At 61.9% G+C, this 16076-nt stretch carries 14 protein-coding genes; 3 read left to right on the forward strand and 11 right to left on the reverse strand.

All coding sequences use genetic code 11. The features are described 5' to 3' along the window. Positions 1-80: 80 nt before the first annotated feature. From purD to BLW22_RS33410, 11 genes are all read right to left on the reverse strand, one after another. Positions 81-1373: a phosphoribosylamine--glycine ligase gene (gene purD / locus BLW22_RS33360; protein ID WP_065925564.1), complete on the reverse strand. Its 1293-nt coding sequence runs from the start codon at positions 1371-1373 to the stop codon at positions 81-83. A gap of 173 nt (positions 1374-1546) precedes the next feature. Further along, entirely contained in the window at positions 1547-3154 is a 1608-nt protein-coding gene (purH, locus tag BLW22_RS33365) for a bifunctional phosphoribosylaminoimidazolecarboxamide formyltransferase/IMP cyclohydrolase (protein ID WP_074848650.1), read from the reverse strand. A gap of 81 nt (positions 3155-3235) precedes the next feature. After that, positions 3236-3556, reverse strand: coding sequence for a DNA-binding transcriptional regulator Fis (gene fis / locus BLW22_RS33370; protein WP_002555375.1), 321 nt, complete (start codon positions 3554-3556; stop codon positions 3236-3238). After that, complete coding sequence (dusB, locus tag BLW22_RS33375; protein WP_065925562.1) at positions 3553-4566, reverse strand: tRNA dihydrouridine synthase DusB; 1014 nt, start codon at positions 4564-4566, stop codon at positions 3553-3555. Before dusB ends, fis begins: the two co-directional genes overlap by 4 nt. A gap of 185 nt (positions 4567-4751) precedes the next feature. Then, complete coding sequence (locus tag BLW22_RS33380; protein WP_065925561.1) at positions 4752-5990, reverse strand: DUF3426 domain-containing protein; 1239 nt, start codon at positions 5988-5990, stop codon at positions 4752-4754. Positions 5991-6020: 30 nt separating this feature from the next. Then, entirely contained in the window at positions 6021-6899 is an 879-nt protein-coding gene (prmA, locus tag BLW22_RS33385; RefSeq protein WP_074848652.1) for a 50S ribosomal protein L11 methyltransferase, read from the reverse strand. Between the two features lie 194 nt (positions 6900-7093). Beyond that, on the reverse strand, positions 7094-8455 hold the full coding sequence (accC, locus tag BLW22_RS33390) for an acetyl-CoA carboxylase biotin carboxylase subunit (protein ID WP_027607998.1): 1362 nt from the start codon (positions 8453-8455) through the stop codon (positions 7094-7096). A 17-nt stretch (positions 8456-8472) separates the two neighbouring features. Next, a complete protein-coding gene (accB, locus tag BLW22_RS33395) occupies positions 8473-8934 on the reverse strand; it encodes an acetyl-CoA carboxylase biotin carboxyl carrier protein (protein ID WP_027607997.1) in 462 nt (153 codons plus the stop codon). Positions 8935-8958: 24 nt separating this feature from the next. Next, positions 8959-9414 (reverse strand): type II 3-dehydroquinate dehydratase, encoded by a 456-nt coding sequence (gene aroQ / locus BLW22_RS33400; RefSeq protein ID WP_065947165.1) that lies wholly within the window; start codon positions 9412-9414, stop codon positions 8959-8961. A gap of 246 nt (positions 9415-9660) precedes the next feature. Next, positions 9661-11622 carry a methyl-accepting chemotaxis protein gene (locus BLW22_RS33405; protein WP_074848654.1) on the reverse strand — a complete coding sequence of 654 codons (1962 nt, stop codon included), beginning with the start codon at positions 11620-11622 and terminating at the stop codon, positions 9661-9663. Between the two features lie 53 nt (positions 11623-11675). Next, positions 11676-13346 (reverse strand): response regulator, encoded by a 1671-nt coding sequence (locus tag BLW22_RS33410; RefSeq protein ID WP_074848656.1) that lies wholly within the window; start codon positions 13344-13346, stop codon positions 11676-11678. A gap of 389 nt (positions 13347-13735) precedes the next feature. On the opposite strand from BLW22_RS33410, the gene BLW22_RS33415 reads away from it, so the two are divergent. From BLW22_RS33415 to BLW22_RS33425, 3 genes are all read left to right on the forward strand, one after another. Continuing rightward, positions 13736-14713: a DUF2333 family protein gene (locus BLW22_RS33415; RefSeq protein WP_370671257.1), complete on the forward strand. Its 978-nt coding sequence runs from the start codon at positions 13736-13738 to the stop codon at positions 14711-14713. Between the two features lie 2 nt (positions 14714-14715). Then, the gene (locus BLW22_RS33420) at positions 14716-15252 is read left to right on the forward strand and encodes an NUDIX hydrolase (RefSeq protein ID WP_065925557.1); all 537 of its coding nucleotides are present in this window, start codon (positions 14716-14718) and stop codon (positions 15250-15252) included. Positions 15253-15568: 316 nt separating this feature from the next. Continuing rightward, positions 15569-15940, forward strand: a complete 372-nt coding sequence (locus BLW22_RS33425; protein ID WP_027607992.1) for a translation initiation factor Sui1 — start codon at positions 15569-15571, stop codon at positions 15938-15940. The last annotated feature ends 136 nt before the right edge of the window (positions 15941-16076 follow it).

A 16076-nucleotide genomic window follows, 5' to 3' on the forward strand; every position in this document is an offset into this window, starting at 1 on the left:
ATGCACGGTTAACTATGCGCGGGGAGGCCTGTATACGGCAAGGGCCAGAAGCCCTTGCCTAACCGAACGGATAGCTAGCGTTACTGGCTTTCGCCACGTTCACGGGCAATGGCGCGGTAGCCGATGTCCGTGCGGTAGAAGCAGCCTTGCCAGTCGATTTTTGCGGCCAGCTTGTACGCCTGTTGCTGTGCGGCGTCGACGCTGGCACCCATGGCGGTGGCGCACAGCACACGGCCTCCGGCGGTCACGACCTTGCCGTCCTTGAGCGCGGTGCCCGCATGGAACACCTTGCCTTCCAAGGTGGCCGCCGCGTCCAGGCCTTCAATCACATCGCCCTTGGCGTAGTCGGCCGGGTAGCCACCGGCGGCCAGCACAATGCCGACGCTCGGACGTGGATCCCACTGCGCTTCAACCTTGTCCAGGGCCTGGGCCAGCGCGGCTTCCACCAGCAGCACCAGGCTCGATTGCAGGCGCAGCATCACCGGCTGGGTTTCCGGGTCGCCGAAGCGGCAGTTGAACTCGATGACTTTCGGGTTACCGGCTTTGTCGATCATCAGTCCGGCGTAGAGGAAGCCGGTGTACACATTGCCTTCATCGGCCATGCCGCGCACGGTCGGCCAGATCACCAGGTCCATCACGCGCTGGTGCACGTCGGCGGTCACCACCGGGGCAGGGGAGTAGGCACCCATGCCGCCCGTGTTCGGGCCAGTGTCGGCGTCGCCGACGCGTTTGTGGTCCTGGCTGGTGGCCATCGGCAGCACGTTCTTGCCGTCGACCATCACGATAAAGCTGGCTTCTTCGCCGTCGAGGAATTCCTCGATGACGACGCGCGAACCCGCGTCACCAAAGGCGTTACCGGCGAGCATGTCACGCACGGCGTCTTCGGCTTCCTGCAGGGTCATGGCGACGATCACGCCTTTACCGGCGGCCAGGCCGTCGGCCTTGATCACGATCGGCGCACCTTTTTCACGCAGGTAGGCCAGGGCGGGCTCGATCTCGGTGAAGTTCTGGTAGTCGGCCGTCGGGATCTTGTGGCGCGCCAGGAAATCCTTGGTGAAGGCTTTCGAGCCTTCCAGCTGGGCGGCGCCGGCGGTTGGGCCGAAGCAATCCAGGCCGCGGCTGCGGAACAGGTCTACGACACCGGCAACCAATGGCACTTCCGGACCGACGATGGTCAGGGAGACGTTTTTCTCGGCGAAGTCGGCCAGTTGCTCAAGGGCCAGTACGTCGATGGCGACGTTTTCGCACTTGGCTTCGATGGCGGTACCGGCATTGCCGGGGGCGACGAAGACTTTCTGGACCCGTGGGTCCTGGGCAACTTTCCAGGCCAGGGCGTGTTCACGGCCACCGCTGCCAATGATCAAAACATTCATTTCAAAAACCTCAAATTCTGTAGGCGCCGCTGGAGCGCTTTTAAATGTGGGAGGGGCTTTTTGTGGTGAGGGGGCTTGCCCCCCGCTGTGTTCACTGGAGATCCAGTGGGGCTGCTGCGCAGCTCAGCGCGGGGCAAGCCCGCTCACCACAAAAAGCCCCTCCCACATTTGGATCAGTGACGGAAGTGGCGCATGCCGGTGAAGACCATGGCAATGCCGGCTTCATCAGCAGCGGCGATCACCTCGGCATCACGCATCGAGCCACCCGGTTGGATCACGGCAGTCACGCCGGCTTTCGCGGCGTTGTCCAGGCCATCACGGAACGGGAAGAATGCATCCGACGCCATCACCGAGCCGGCCACCTGCAAACCGGCATGCTCGGCCTTGATCGCGGCGATACGCGCCGAATTCACGCGGCTCATCTGGCCAGCGCCGACACCGATGGTCTGGCGGTTCTTGGCGTAGACGATGGCGTTGGATTTAACGTACTTGGCCACTTTCCAGGCGAAGATCAGGTCGTTGATCTCTTGCTCGGTCGGGGCGCGCTTGGTCACTACCTTGAGGTCTGCGCTGCCGATCATGCCGATGTCGCGGCTCTGTACCAGCAGGCCGCCGTTGACGCGCTTGTAGTCCCAGGCAGCGGCACGTTCAGCCGACCACTCGCCGCAGGCCAGCAGGCGCACATTGGCTTTGGCGGCCACGATGGCGCGGGCTTCTTCGCTCACGGAAGGGGCGATGATCACTTCGACGAACTGACGCTCGACGATGGCCTTGGCCGTCTCTGCATCCAGTTCACGGTTGAAGGCGATGATGCCGCCGAAGGCCGATTCGGTGTCGGTGGCGTATGCCAGTTCGTACGCCTGGCGGATGCCGCCCTCAGCGTCCGGGCTCACGGCCACGCCGCACGGGTTGGCGTGCTTGACGATCACGCAGGCCGGCTTGACGAAGCTCTTCACGCACTCCAGCGCGGCGTCGGTGTCGGCCACGTTGTTGTAGGACAGTTCTTTGCCTTGCAGTTGGGTCGCAGTGGCGATGCCCACTTCGGCAGGCTTGGCTTCCACGTAGAACGCCGCGCTCTGGTGCGGGTTCTCGCCGTAGCGCATTTCCTGGGCCTTGATGAACTGGCTGTTGAAGGTGCGCGGGAACTGGCTGCGGCCTTCTGTGCTCAGGGTTTCGGCGGCCTGGTTCACGGTGCCCATGTAGTTGGCGATCATGCCGTCATAGGCGGCGGTGTGTTCGAACGCCTTGAGCATCAGGTCGAAACGCTGGGCGTAGCTCAGGCCGCCGGCTTTCAGGCTTTCCAGCACGTGGGCGTAGTCGCCGGCGTTGACCACGATGGCCACGTCTTTATGGTTCTTGGCCGCCGAGCGAACCATGGTCGGGCCGCCGATATCGATGTTTTCGATGGCGGTCGGCAGGTCGCAGCCCGGCTTGTTGATGGTGGCTTCGAACGGGTAGAGGTTGACGGCCACCAGGTCGATCGGCTTGATGCCGTGCTCGGTCATGATGGCGTCGTCGATGCCGCGACGGCCGAGGATGCCGCCGTGGATTTTCGGGTGCAGGGTCTTGACGCGACCGTCCATCATTTCTGCGAAACCGGTGTAGTCCGCCACTTCCACTGCGGCCACGCCGTTGTCCTGCAGCAGCTTGAAGGTCCCGCCCGTGGAGAGGATTTCCACGCCCAGGGCTTCCAGCTCCCGGGCAAATTCGAGGATCCCGGTCTTGTCGGAGACGCTGATCAAGGCGCGGCGGATCGGCAGGCGGGTAGTCTGGTCGGTCATTTCAATTTCCATCAAAAGCAAAGGAGTCAGCAAAAAAGGCGACCGGTTTTACGCGGGCGCCTTTCTGGTTTGATTGAATGCTTACAGCAAATCGTATTGCTTGAGCTTTTTGCGCAAGGTGCCACGGTTGAGGCCCAGCAGCTCACTGGCTTTGGTCTGGTTGCCCTTGACGTAGTTCATCACGCTTTCGAGCAGGGGCGCCTCGACTTCGGAGAGCACCAGGTTGTACACGTCCGTGACGGAAGCGCCCTCAAGGTGGGCGAAATAATTATGCAGCGCCTTCTCGACACTCCCGCGAAGGGTCTGGCCTTCTTCGCTCGGCGTGTTGAGGTGCTGTTTCAAATTGACGTTGTCGCTCACGGGTGTTGTTCCACTCACTAAAGTCTCGGTCATCATCGTCATGCGGCCACCCATTCTCCGTCCCCTGCTCTCAGGCTCTTGTCTCGTTCGGCAAAAAACTCACGAACGGCGGTGACCTGTGCTTGCGTTTCATCCAAACGATTGAACCCGGCGCGAAACTCCCTGGCGCCTGGCAGGGTTGCGAGATACCAACCCACATGCTTGCGAGCAATACGCACGCCCATCACCTCTCCATAGAAGGTGTGAAGTGCAGCCAGATGCTCTAGCAGAATACGTTCCACCTCGACCAGTTCCGGCGCCGGCAGGACTTCACCCGTACGCAGGAAATGCTCGACCTCACGAAAAATCCACGGCCGCCCCTGGGCGGCCCGGCCAATCAACACACCATCGGCACCGGTGGCGTGCAGCACGCGCCGGGCTTTTTCGGCCGAGTCGATGTCGCCATTGGCAAATACCGGCATCGACACCGCCTGCTTGATCGCGGCGATGGTGTCGTACTCGGCTTCACCGGTGTAAAGGTCGGCGCGGGTGCGACCATGCACCGCCAGCGCTGTAATGCCTGCCTGTTCGGCGATCTTCGCCACCGTCAGGCCGTTCTTGTTGTCCCGGTCCCAACCGGTACGAATCTTCAGGGTCACCGGCACATCCACTGCGGCAACAACGGCCTGCAGGATCTCGGCAACCAACTGCTCATCTTTCAACAGCGCGGAACCGGCGGCCTTGTTGCAGACCTTCTTGGCCGGGCAGCCCATGTTGATATCGATGATCTGTGCGCCCAACGCCACGTTGGCCCGGGCCGCATCCGCCAGCATCTGCGCATCACCCCCGGCGATCTGGACCGAGCGGGGCTCGGGATCACCTTCGTGGATCATGCGCATCCGCGATTTGCGGGTGTTCCACAAGCTCATGTCGCTGGTGACCATTTCCGAGACTACTAGACCCGCGCCCAAACGCTTGCACAGCTGACGAAAGGGCTGGTCGGTGACGCCCGCCATCGGGGCGAGAATCAAGCCATTCTGCAATGTATATGGGCCGATGCGTACCGCCGACATAGGACTTCCCTGTTGTGGGGCCGGATCATTAGAGTTCGAAAAAGGGTTGGCATGATACCCGCTCTCGATGACTGGATAAAGGCTGAATTGGATAAAATCTGAACAGTTATTTCTTTATCGCCGCCGGTTTGGATGGGCGGGGCCCAGTCAATACTCCACCGTCAAGCGACGGTGCGTAGGCCGATTCACTCGGGCGAGTGGAAGCTCAGGCTGTAATTCACGGCTTTATTGCCCGGATCGAGGATATCCAGGGAGATATGGATCGGGGTTTGTGATGGCATTTCGCTCACCCCGGCCAACTCGCCGCTCAGGTATTCGGCGGGCTTGAAGCGACGACTGGCAATCAGGTTGCCGTTGAGGTCGGCGAAACGCAGTTCCAGCAGCGGAAAGGGCTGGGAGAACGTCGCGCGGTTATAGATGATCGCATCCACCACCAGCGCCCCGGCGAACTCCGGGTGGCTGCGTACCACCAGGTTACTGCTCTTGATATGGGCGATATCGACCCGCGACGGCACCGTGCAGCCCAGTGTGGGGCACAGTTGCTGGAACCATGGGCGGTAAGCGTCCTGGCGGGCCAGATCGTCGAACTGATAGGCAATGTACTGCGCAGCCAGGCCGGCGGCGGCGATCAGTACCAGCAGTATCCAGATCAGGCGACGGCCCAGGCCCTGCGGGCGTTTTTGCGCGTACAGGTGCAGAGGGTCGTCTTCCAGGTCCTGGAGCAGGTCGTCATGGACGCCGGCCTCGGGGCGTGGGCGCTTGCGATGGGATTGCACACGCTCTTCGGGCTCCGCTTCATCCGCTGCCGCTGTCAGGGGCGTGAACGGCGGGTCGGAGTGTTCATCTTCCGGGGTTGAGCGCAGCGCAGGCTCATCGTCGAGGTGCAACGACATGGAGGGCTCGGTGCGCTGCCTGGTCGCAGGGGCTTTGGCCGGTTCAGGTTCGTCTTCGGAAGCGTTGGCGCGTTCTCCAGGCGGTTCGCTGAACAGGCTGGCGGCCCATTTTTCTTCTTCGGCCTTGACGGTTTCGCGGCTGGCGCTGAGAGCGTCTTCTTTCTGCCGACGGTCGGCACCGGGCTGGCGGCGTTCCGCGCCCACGGGCAGCGTGTGCTGAATCTCGCGGCGTTCCAGCTTGGCCAGTTCCTTGTCCAGATCCAGGTTGTCCAGGTCCAGCTCTTCGGCGCTCCACTGCTTCTGGCTGATTGCCCGCTGCGGCTCAGGCGCGGCTTCGCGCACGGGCTCGATCGTGGCCGGTTGCTCCGGCGCAGGCGCCTGGGCGCGCTGCTCCAGCAGCTGGCGGGCAGCGTTGAAGACTTGCAGGCACGAGCCGCAGCGAACCACGCCGCGAGCCACGCTCAATTGGGCGTGGTTGACGCGAAAGCGGGTTTGGCAATGCGGGCACTGGGTGACGAAACTGTCGGTCATGCGGCCATCCGATTCAGGCAAGCGCTCATTCTAGCGCCGACGCCCGCTGATGCGTACCCAGCCATCACGGTTAGCGATCGGATCCAGCTCGAAATCCTTGGCGTAGGCGGCGGCGACATCTTCGCCCTGCTCGGCGAGGATGCCCGACAGCGCCAGGCTCCCGCCCGGCTTGACCAGGCTCGACAGTTGTGGCGCCAGGGACACCAGCGGGCCGGCGAGGATATTGGCGACCAGCACGTCGGCCTGCACCTGGGGCAAATCCTGCGGCAGGTAGAGCGGGAATTTGCCTTCAGGAATGTTGTTGCGCCCGGCGTTATCGCGGGACGCTTCCAGGGCCTGCACGTCGATGTCGGTGCCCACGGCTTCCTTGGCGCCCAGCAACAGGGCGGCAATCGCCAGGATCCCCGAGCCGCAGCCGAAATCCAGCACGTGGCTGTCCGTCAGGTCCTGGCCGTCCAGCCACTCCAGGCACAGCGCGGTGGTGGGGTGGGTGCCAGTGCCGAATGCGAGGCCCGGATCCAGCAGCAGGTTGACCGCGTTCGGCTCCGGGGCGGCATGCCAGCTCGGCACGATCCACAGGCGTTGGCCGAAGCGCATCGGCTGGAAGTTGTCCATCCAGCTGCGTTCCCAGTCCTGATCTTCGATGATTTCGCTGTGATGCTCGGGCAACGGGCTGCCGGTGAGCAATTCCATATGGGCCAGTACGGCGGCGGCATCGGTGCCGTCTTCGAACAGGGCCAGCAGATGGGTGTGGGACCACAGCGGGGTGGTATTCAGCTCGGGTTCGAAGATCGGCTGGTCTTCGGCGTCCATGAAGGTCACCGAGACGGCGCCCACTTCGAGGAACGCGTCTTCGTAGGTTTCGGCTTGTTCTGGGCTGATGGCGAGACGGACTTGCAGCCAAGGCATGGCGGGCACCTTTGAAAAAAATGAGTGTGCAGCGGGGTAGGCTGCGAAAGCGCGCAAGTTTACGCGAGCGAACAGCATAAGACGACATTACTGAGTGAATGCGGACCAAATGTGGGAGGGGCGGTGTGCATCCTGGAAAACAGGTGTGCAGAAACAACAAAGCCGCCCGAAGGCGGCTTTGTTGGGTGGAACACTTACTGGTTGGCCAGCTTGTGTTCCAGGTAGTGAATGTTCACACCACCTTCGCAGAAGCCTTCATCACGAACCAGGTCCCGGTGCAGCGGGATGTTGGTCTTGATGCCGTCGACCACGATTTCGTCCAGGGCATTGCGCATACGGGCCATGGCCTCGTCGCGGGTCGCGCCCCAGGTGATCAGCTTGCCGATCAGCGAGTCGTAGTTGGACGGAACCTTGTAGCCGCTGTACAGGTGCGAATCCACACGTACGCCGTTGCCGCCGGGCGCGTGGAAATGCTTGACCAGGCCAGGGCTTGGGATAAAGGTCTTCGGGTCTTCGGCGTTGATCCGGCACTCCAGGGAGTGGCCGTGGATCTTCACGTCGTCCTGGGTGAAGGACAGCACGTTGCCGGCGGCGATGCTCAGCATCTCCTTGACGATGTCGATACCGGTGACCATCTCCGACACCGGGTGCTCTACCTGCACACGAGTGTTCATCTCGATGAAGTAGAAACGGCCGTTCTCGTAGAGGAACTCGAAGGTACCGGCGCCACGGTAGTTGATGTCGATGCACGCCTTGACGCAGCGGGCCAGGACTTCCTGACGCGCTTTTTCATCCAGGCCCGGTGCCGGGGCTTCTTCCAACACCTTCTGGTGACGACGTTGCAGCGAGCAATCGCGATCGCCCAGGTGGATGGCGTGGCCCTGGCCGTCGGACAGTACCTGCACTTCCACATGACGTGGGTTGGTCAGGTACTTCTCCAGGTAGACCATCGGGTTGCCGAACCAGGCAGCCGCTTCGGAGCGAGTCTGCTTGGCCGCTTCGATCAGCTCTTCTTCCTTATGCACCACGCGCATGCCGCGACCACCACCGCCACCGGCGGCCTTGATGATCACCGGGTAGCCGACTTCGCGACCAATGCGCAGTGCGGTTTCCTCGTCTTCAGGCAGTGGGCCGTCGGAGCCAGGAACGGTTGGCACGCCGGCGGCGATCATGGCGTCCTTGGCCGAGACCTTGTCGCCCATCAGGCGAATGGTTTCGGCTTTCGGGCCGATGAAGGCAAACCCGGATTTTTCCACCTGTTCGGCGAAATCGGCGTTTTCCGCGAGGAAGCCGTAGCCCGGGTGGATGCCATCAGCGCCGGTCACTTCAGCGGCGGCGATGATGTTCGAGACTTTCAGGTACGAGTTCGTGGCCAGTGGCGGGCCGATGCAGATGCTCTCGTCCGCCAGTTTCACGTGCATCAATTCGGTATCGGCCGTCGAGTAAACAGCGACGGTCTTGATGCCCTCTTCCTTACAGGCGCGCAGGATACGCAGCGCGATCTCGCCGCGGTTGGCGATCAGGACTTTTTGCAGTTTCTTCGCAGGTTTCAACATCGAAGGCGCTCCGCGGTTCAAACGATGGTGAACAGCGGCTGGTCGTACTCAACCGGCTGACCGTTTTCTACCAGGATGGATTCGATGACGCCGGCTTTTTCGGCCGTGATGTGGTTCATCATCTTCATCGCTTCAACGATGCAGATGGTGTCGCCCACTTTCACGGTCTTGCCTACTTCAACGAAGGCTGGCGAGGTCGGTGCCGGGGTGCGGTAGAACGTACCGACCATTGGCGACTTGACCACGAAACCGTTCAGCGCAGGGGCTGCCGGTGCGGCAGGTGCGGCGGCAGCAGCAGGCGCGGCGGCCGGAGCAGCAGCCGGTGCCGGTGCTTGCATCTGTGGTGCGTAGAACTGTTGGGCCGGGGTCTTGCTGTGGCGGCTGATCCGTACGGACTCTTCGCCTTCCTTGATTTCCAGCTCGTCGATACCGGATTCTTCCAGCAGTTCGATCAGTTTCTTAACTTTACGGATATCCATGAATCATCAACTCCCAAGGGTCGGTCAGGGGCGCTTGGCCTGTTCTTCAAGCTGTTCCAGGGCGGCCTCCAGGGCCAGTCGGTAACCGCTGGCGCCAAGGCCGCAGATCACTCCTACCGCAACGTCGGAGAAGTAGGAGTGATGGCGGAAAGGTTCGCGTTTGTGCACGTTCGATAAATGCACTTCGATGAATGGGATGCTCACCGCCAGCAGCGCGTCACGTAATGCAACGCTTGTGTGCGTAAAAGCGGCGGGATTGATCAGGATAAAGTCCACGCCTTCGCCACGGGCGGCATGGATGCGATCAATCAATTCATACTCGGCATTGCTTTGCAGGTAGAGCAAATGGTGGCCGGTTTCACGTGCCCGTCGTTCCAGGTCAAGGTTGATCTGATCGAGGGTCACTGCCCCGTAGACGCCCGGTTCACGGGTGCCGAGCAGGTTCAGGTTGGGTCCGTGAAGAACCAGTAAGGTCGCCATCGGCTGTTCCTTGTTATTGATGTGGGCAAGGCAGAACCCGGCGACTATGCCGCAAAGCCTTTGTGACTGTCCAGTTCTATGCAGTAGGCGGCACGATTAGCGAGGATTGCGCAAAATTTGTGACTGGGGGTCGGGATCCGGTCATGGGTAATACGCCCTTGAATCCCGTGGAGATCAAATGTGGGAGGGAGCAAGCCCCCTCCCACATTTTGATCTTCATTTGATTTTGGATCTTCATGGGGTCGGTCAGACACGGAACGCCTGCACAGCCGTATTGAGCTGCCCACCCAGCACCAGCAAATGCTCACCCTGGCTGCGGCCCTGGCCGATGCGCAGCAAATTATCCTCGCCGAGCTGATGAATCCGCTCGCTGTTGTCGCGAATCTCACTCACGGCGCCACTTTGCTGCGCCGTTACATCGGCAATCCGCACGGCGGTGTCGGAAATGGTCTGGATCGCGCCGACGATTTCATCCAGCGCGCCATCCGCAGCCTGGGCTTGCTGGGCGGTAGCCTCGGCGTGTTCAACCTGGGCGCGCATGCCCTGCACCGATTGGTGCGCAGCGGTTTGCAGGCCGGTGATCAAGCCCTGGATTTCGGCGGTGGCGCCAGCGGTGCGTTGGGCCAGGGTGCGCACTTCGTCAGCGACTACGGCAAAGCCGCGCCCGGCCTCACCGGCGCGTGCGGCTTCGATGGCGGCGTTGAGCGCCAGCAGGTTGGTCTGGTCGGCAATCGAGCGAATCACGGTCAATACGCCGCCAATGGTGGCGGACTCCTCGGCAAGTTTTTCGATCATCTGCGCATTTTGCTGCACTTCACCCACCAGCGCGTGCAGGCCGGTCAGGCTCAGGCCGATCACGCGCTGGCCTTGCTCGACCGCCTGGCCCGCGCTGCGACTGGCGCCGGCCGCCTGGCTGGCATCACCGGCGACTTGCTGGATGGTGGCTTCCAGTTCGCCCAGGGAGTCACGAATCTGCGCAGTATCCCCGGCCTGGCGCTCGGCGCCGTCGTGCAGGCCACTGCTCAGTTCGGCCAGGGCGCGGCTGCTGCCGGCCACTTCTTCGGCATTGCCACGGATGGTACCCACCAGATCCACCAGATAGGCGCGTAAACGGTTGAGGGACGCTTCGATGTCGCGCAGTTCGCGGTTGGTCTTGCCCAAGGTGATCGGTTGGCTGAAGTTGCCCTCGCCCCAGGTCGACAAGGCGGGGGCCAGGTTGGTCAGCACCCGCGCCAGGCGCCGCTGCAGGGTGTCGATCAACAGGGCGATCAGCAGAATCAGGCCGATCATCACCCCTTGCATCAGCCGCACTTCGCCCTGGATCTTGCCGTGTTGCGCGCGCACCACCGGCTCCAGGCCGGCGATGGCCTGTTGAACGGCGGCGATTTTCAAATGGGTGGCAGCGGCCAGGTCGGCGCGTTGCTGGATCTGTGTGCGGGTGCGCTTGAGTTCGGCGGGGTAGCGGGCCAGCAGGCCGTTGAGTTCGCGCTTGAGGTCGACGCCGGTGTCCTGGGCTTCGGTTTTTGCGCTGTTTTCCAGGCCCATCAAGGCCGAAAAGTCATCGGTGTTGGATTCTGCGCTGGCCTTTACCCCGAGTAATGGCAGTTGCTCCAGCAGGTCGGCCTGGCTGCGCATATTGCTGACTTCGCGTTCCACATCGTCCGCCAGTTCCGCGCGGCCGCTGCTCACCAGTTTGTCGCGAGCCAGGGACAGCTTGCCCAGGTGCTGTGAGGCCGCCAGCAGCGGCGGCAGGTAGCGCGCGGCCTCGGCGCTGTTGACGCCCTTGGCGTACTGGCTCAACTGCTCCAGGTTGGCGCCCAGCTCCCGCTCGGCCTGCAGCAACAGGGCTTGTGGGTCACCTGCCAACTTACCGGCCGCCAGCAGGTCGGTCTTGCTGAAGGCATTCAGGTCCGCAAGGCTGGGGCGCAGGTTCTGCGCGAGGTCGGCGGGCAGTTCATCCAGGTGCTGCAACAGGCTTTCCAGGCTCTGGCTGGCGCTGCTCAAGCGCAATGCATCACCGCTGCCCAGATAGTCGTCGATATTGCGTGCGGCCTGGTTCTGGAAGGTCTGTGACAGGCCGAGGTAGCGCTCCATCAGCAAATAAGGCCGTTCCAGCGCCCGTTGCGACCACCACAGCGTCGCTCCAAGTGCCAGGCACACGGCCACCAGCAGGAGGGTATTGAGATTGGTCAGCAGCTTCAGGCGCATGCGGGGTATCAACCGACAGCAAAAGGTAAGTGCCTGAAGTTATTGCGTTTTCATTACAGGGTTATGACGGAATCAGTGGATTCTGGTGAAAAGGTGGCACTTTGCTTTGACGTGCGCGCCGCTTGCACGCGGTTACGCCCGGCATCCTTGGCGCGGTACAGCGCCTCGTCGGCCTGGGCGGCCATCATCAGGCTGTCGGAGCCGTCACACAGCTCCACCACCCCGGCGCTGAAGGTGCACCACAAATCCTGCGGCTGCGCCGGGTAGTGAATCTCGGCAAAGCGCCCACGAATTTCATCCAGTACCTTGCAGGCCGATTCCAGGTCGGTGTCGGGCATCACGATGGCGAATTCTTCACCGCCGTAGCGGCCGATGTAGTCGGTCTTGCGCAGGCGTTGCTTGAGAAACAGCGCCAGGCTCTTGATCACGCGGTCGCCCATGGGGTGGCCGTGGCTGTCATTGACCCGCTTGAAGTGATCGATGTCGAGCATGGCAAAGCTCAACGGCTTGTTCTCGCGGCGCGCGCGGAAACTGCAGTCTTCAAGCAATTGCAGGATATGGGTGTGGTTGTACAACCCGGTCAGGCTGTCGCGCACCATCCGCGCCTTGAGGTTGCGCGCACGGGCGGCGCGGTTGCGCACCGTGGTGATCAGGTGGCGCGGCTTGATCGGTTTGGTGAGGAAGTCGTCGCCGCCTTCGCTCATGGCGTCCAGCTGCTTGTCCAGGTCGTCTTCGGCCGACAGGTAGATGATCGGCACACTGACGTAACGGTCATTGTGGCGAATGACCTTGGCCAGTTCGGTGCCGGTACAGGCCGGCATGTACATGTCGAGGATGATCAGGTCGGGCTGGAAGTCTGCCAGCTCGGCCATGGCCTGGATCGGCTCGATCAAGGTGCGGGTGACGATGCCGGCACTGTTGAGCAGCCGCTCTGTGTGCAGCGCCTGGGCCCGCGAGTCATCGATGATCAGGACTTTGTACGGTTCGTACTGGGCGACACAGGTCAGCACTTCGATCTTTTCCAGCAGGCTGGAGGCTTCCAGCGTGCCGGTGAGGAATTCCTGGCCGCCGGCGCGCACGGCGGCGAGGCGAGTGGGGGTGTCGGTTTCGTGCAGGCTGAAAAACAACAGCGGCAGTTTATGCTCCAGGCCTTCCTGGGCTTCGGCGGCGAGCTTGAGGCCCAGGCCGGCGCCGCAGAAATCCACGTCCATCACGATCGCCGACGGCAGGCGCTCGGCCAGGGACGCGCGAAACGCCGCGACGCTGTCCAGGGATTGGGCGCTCATGCCAAAGAATTCCAGCTGCTTGGCCAGGCGCTCGGCGCGGTCGTGATCGGCCAGCATCACGTAGATCGGCTTGCGCATCGGCGGCAGGAAGGTTTGTTCCAGCTGGTCGCCCTGGCGCAGGCCGGTGCGGGACAGGCGCTGCATCAAGCGGTTGAGTTCGGTGATCAGGTGGCTGCTCAGGCGTCCGCGGTTTTCGTCGACGGCCTTGAGCGATTCGCCGATGTGCCGGGCCAGTTGGCCGTGTTCGGGTTGTTCGAAGCGCTCGGCGAAGCGTTGCAGGCGCAGGTTGGCCTCGCTGAGTTCGGAGAGGTCGGCGCCTGACCATTCGCTGCGTTGCAGGCGCTGCCAGATCTCAAGAATTTGACGTGCCTGATGAATTACCCGCTGGGCAAAATGCTGCTTGAGACGCTCACGGCTGGGGTCTTCTGGCTCGGTCATATCCTGACTACTAGTGAGGGTGCATGCTGAGGTCGAACTGATGGCTCTATGCTAGCACCTCTTTCCAATGGGATGAGTGTCATATGTCAATTAACTGTGTGTCCCTGATATTCAGTTGGTGACCTGACGGTCGCGCAGCTTAAAAAGCGTGCATCCTTTATAGTCGAATGCTTGCCGTATGCACGTTTGGTGAAAAGCCCCGCATGGGCGGGCACGATGGGGTAGGGTTGTGGTCGGAGTGTTTGAACGCACGCCCTCAATTCAAGTGCATGAACTCAAGTGATTGAAAGGATATCGCCATGCTGGACTGGAAAAACCGTGCGGGCAGTGCCAAAGGCCCTGCCCCTGAGCCCAAGTCGGCCAACCGCAGCTATTTTCGTACCTTGCTGATGAGCCGAGCCGTGCTCAGCGTGCTCGGCCTGTATCTGTTGGTCACCGGCGCCCTGGGCTGGTACTGGAGCGAAGAGCCGGCGCTGTTCCCGGTCCAGCAGAACGCGCAACTTGCCGCCGAGAAGGAAGGCAAGCAGATGGTGGTGGGCTATACCACCGTCGAAACCCTCAAGACCGTGGTTGGCACGTTGTTGAACAAGCCCGGTGGCTATATTTCCAACGACCGTTTCCCGCCGGGCCTGTGGATGGACAACATGCCCAGCTGGGAATACGGCGTGCTGGTGCAGGTGCGCGACCTGACCCGCGCCTTGCGTAAAGACTTCGCCCGCTCCCAGTCGCAGTCGGCCGAAGACGCCGATCTGGCCAAGGCCGAGCCGCGTTTCAACTTCGACAACAAGAGCTGGGTGCTGCCGTCCAGTGAGTCGGAGTACCAGGAGGGCATCAACTCCCTGAACCGCTATGAAGCACGCCTGTCCGACCCGAATCAGCGTGGCGCCTTGTTCTATGCCCGCGCCGACAACCTGAACAACTGGCTGGGCGATGTGGCCACCCGCCTGGGCTCGCTGTCGCAACGCCTGTCGGCCAGCGTGGGCCGGGTCAAATTGAACACCGCACTGAAAACCGAAGCCCTGGCGCCGGGTGAAGTGCCGCAGGTCGACGAAGAAGTGGTGGAAACCCCTTGGATGCAGATCGATAACGTGTTCTACGAGGCCCGTGGCCAGGCCTGGGCGCTGTCCCACCTGTTGCGTGCCATCGAAGTCGACTTTGCCGACGTGCTGGCCAAGAAAAACGCCACCGTCAGCGTGCGCCAGATCATTCGTGAGCTGGAGGCTTCGCAAGAGCCGGTTTGGAGCCCGATGATCCTCAACGGCAGCGGTTTCGGCGTGCTGGCTAACCATTCGCTGGTCATGGCCAATTACATTTCCCGGGCCAACGCGGCGGTGATCGATTTGCGTCAACTGCTCAACCAGGGTTGATGATGGACGCAGCTCAAAACGAGGCCGCGCACCGTGCGGCCTCTGATGCCGAACTGATCTGCTGGGTCGACGAGCGGGACAACCTGCTCGGCCACCTCGTCAGGTCCGATTTGCGCCAGCGCGGCTTGATCGGCCGTTGCACCTTTATCTTCCTGTTCAATTCCAAGGGTGAGCTGTGCGTGCATCGGCGCACCCTGAGCAAGGCCCTGTACCCGGGGTTCTGGGATACGGCGGCGGGCGGGATGGTCGCGGCGGGAGAGTCCTACGCGTTATCTGCGGCCCGCGAGCTGGAAGAGGAACTGGGTGTTGGCGGGGTGGAACTGACCGAGCATGACCATTTCTACTTTGAGGATGGCGAGAGTCGGCTCTGGTGCAAATCCTACTCGGCGATCTGGGATGGGCCATTGCGCCTGCAGCCTGAAGAAGTCATGGAGGCGCGCTTTTTGCCCGTAGAAACGGTCCTCCAGGAAGCCGAGCACAAGCCTTACTGCCCGGACGCCCAGGAGGGCTTGCGGCGCTATCTGGCCTCGCGTCGCTAAAGCTGCATAAATTGGCGCCATTTGGCTCTTAGCAAGTGGGCTTTTTGCCGTTACACTGCGCGACTTTTCACCCGAACCGCCATTGTTTCACCCTGGGATCACTGTAGGAGCGAGCTTGCTCGCGAAAAACTCAAGAACGCCGCGTGCATTCGGAATGCACGCTTCATCGTTGACGATTTTCGCGAGCAAGCTCGCTCCTACAGGTGGGGATCAGCCTTGGCGGCTCGGTAGCGCTGCCCCTGCCTGAGTGGGGCTTCGCGGTCGGTCGTCCCTTAGCGGAGGCCGATCAGTCTTTGTCCTCCCGAGAGGATTGCCGGTGGCCAAAAAAGCCGCATCCTTCGCCGCCCTCGGCGGCCTGGTATTTTCCACCGACGCAGGTCGACACTGCCCGGACTGTCGTCAGCCCGTGGATTCGTGTACCTGCAAACAGACCCTGATCCCCGAAGGCGACGGTATTGCCCGCGTGCGCCGCGAAAGCAAAGGCCGTGGCGGCAAGACGGTGACCACCATCACCGGCGTGCCGTTGGCCGAAGAGCCGCTCAAGGCACTGGCCACCACGCTGAAAAAGCGCTGTGGCACCGGTGGCGCGTTGAAAGACGGTGTCATCGAGATCCAGGGCGATCACGTCGAACTGCTGTTGGCCGAGCTGATCAGGCTAGGTTACAAGGCCAAGAAGTCCGGCGGCTGAAAGCCTCTTCCCAACCTGTGTCTAAACTCTGTCCTGCGAGTGGGGTCTACCTTGCTTACAGGCAAATCGTCATTTTCATTCTTTAGACTGCGCCAGCCTCGAACGAGAGGTGGCGCCTTCGCCTTCATTTATAGGG

Source organism: Pseudomonas marginalis (assembly GCF_900105325.1).
Classification (GTDB): domain Bacteria; phylum Pseudomonadota; class Gammaproteobacteria; order Pseudomonadales; family Pseudomonadaceae; genus Aquipseudomonas; species Aquipseudomonas marginalis.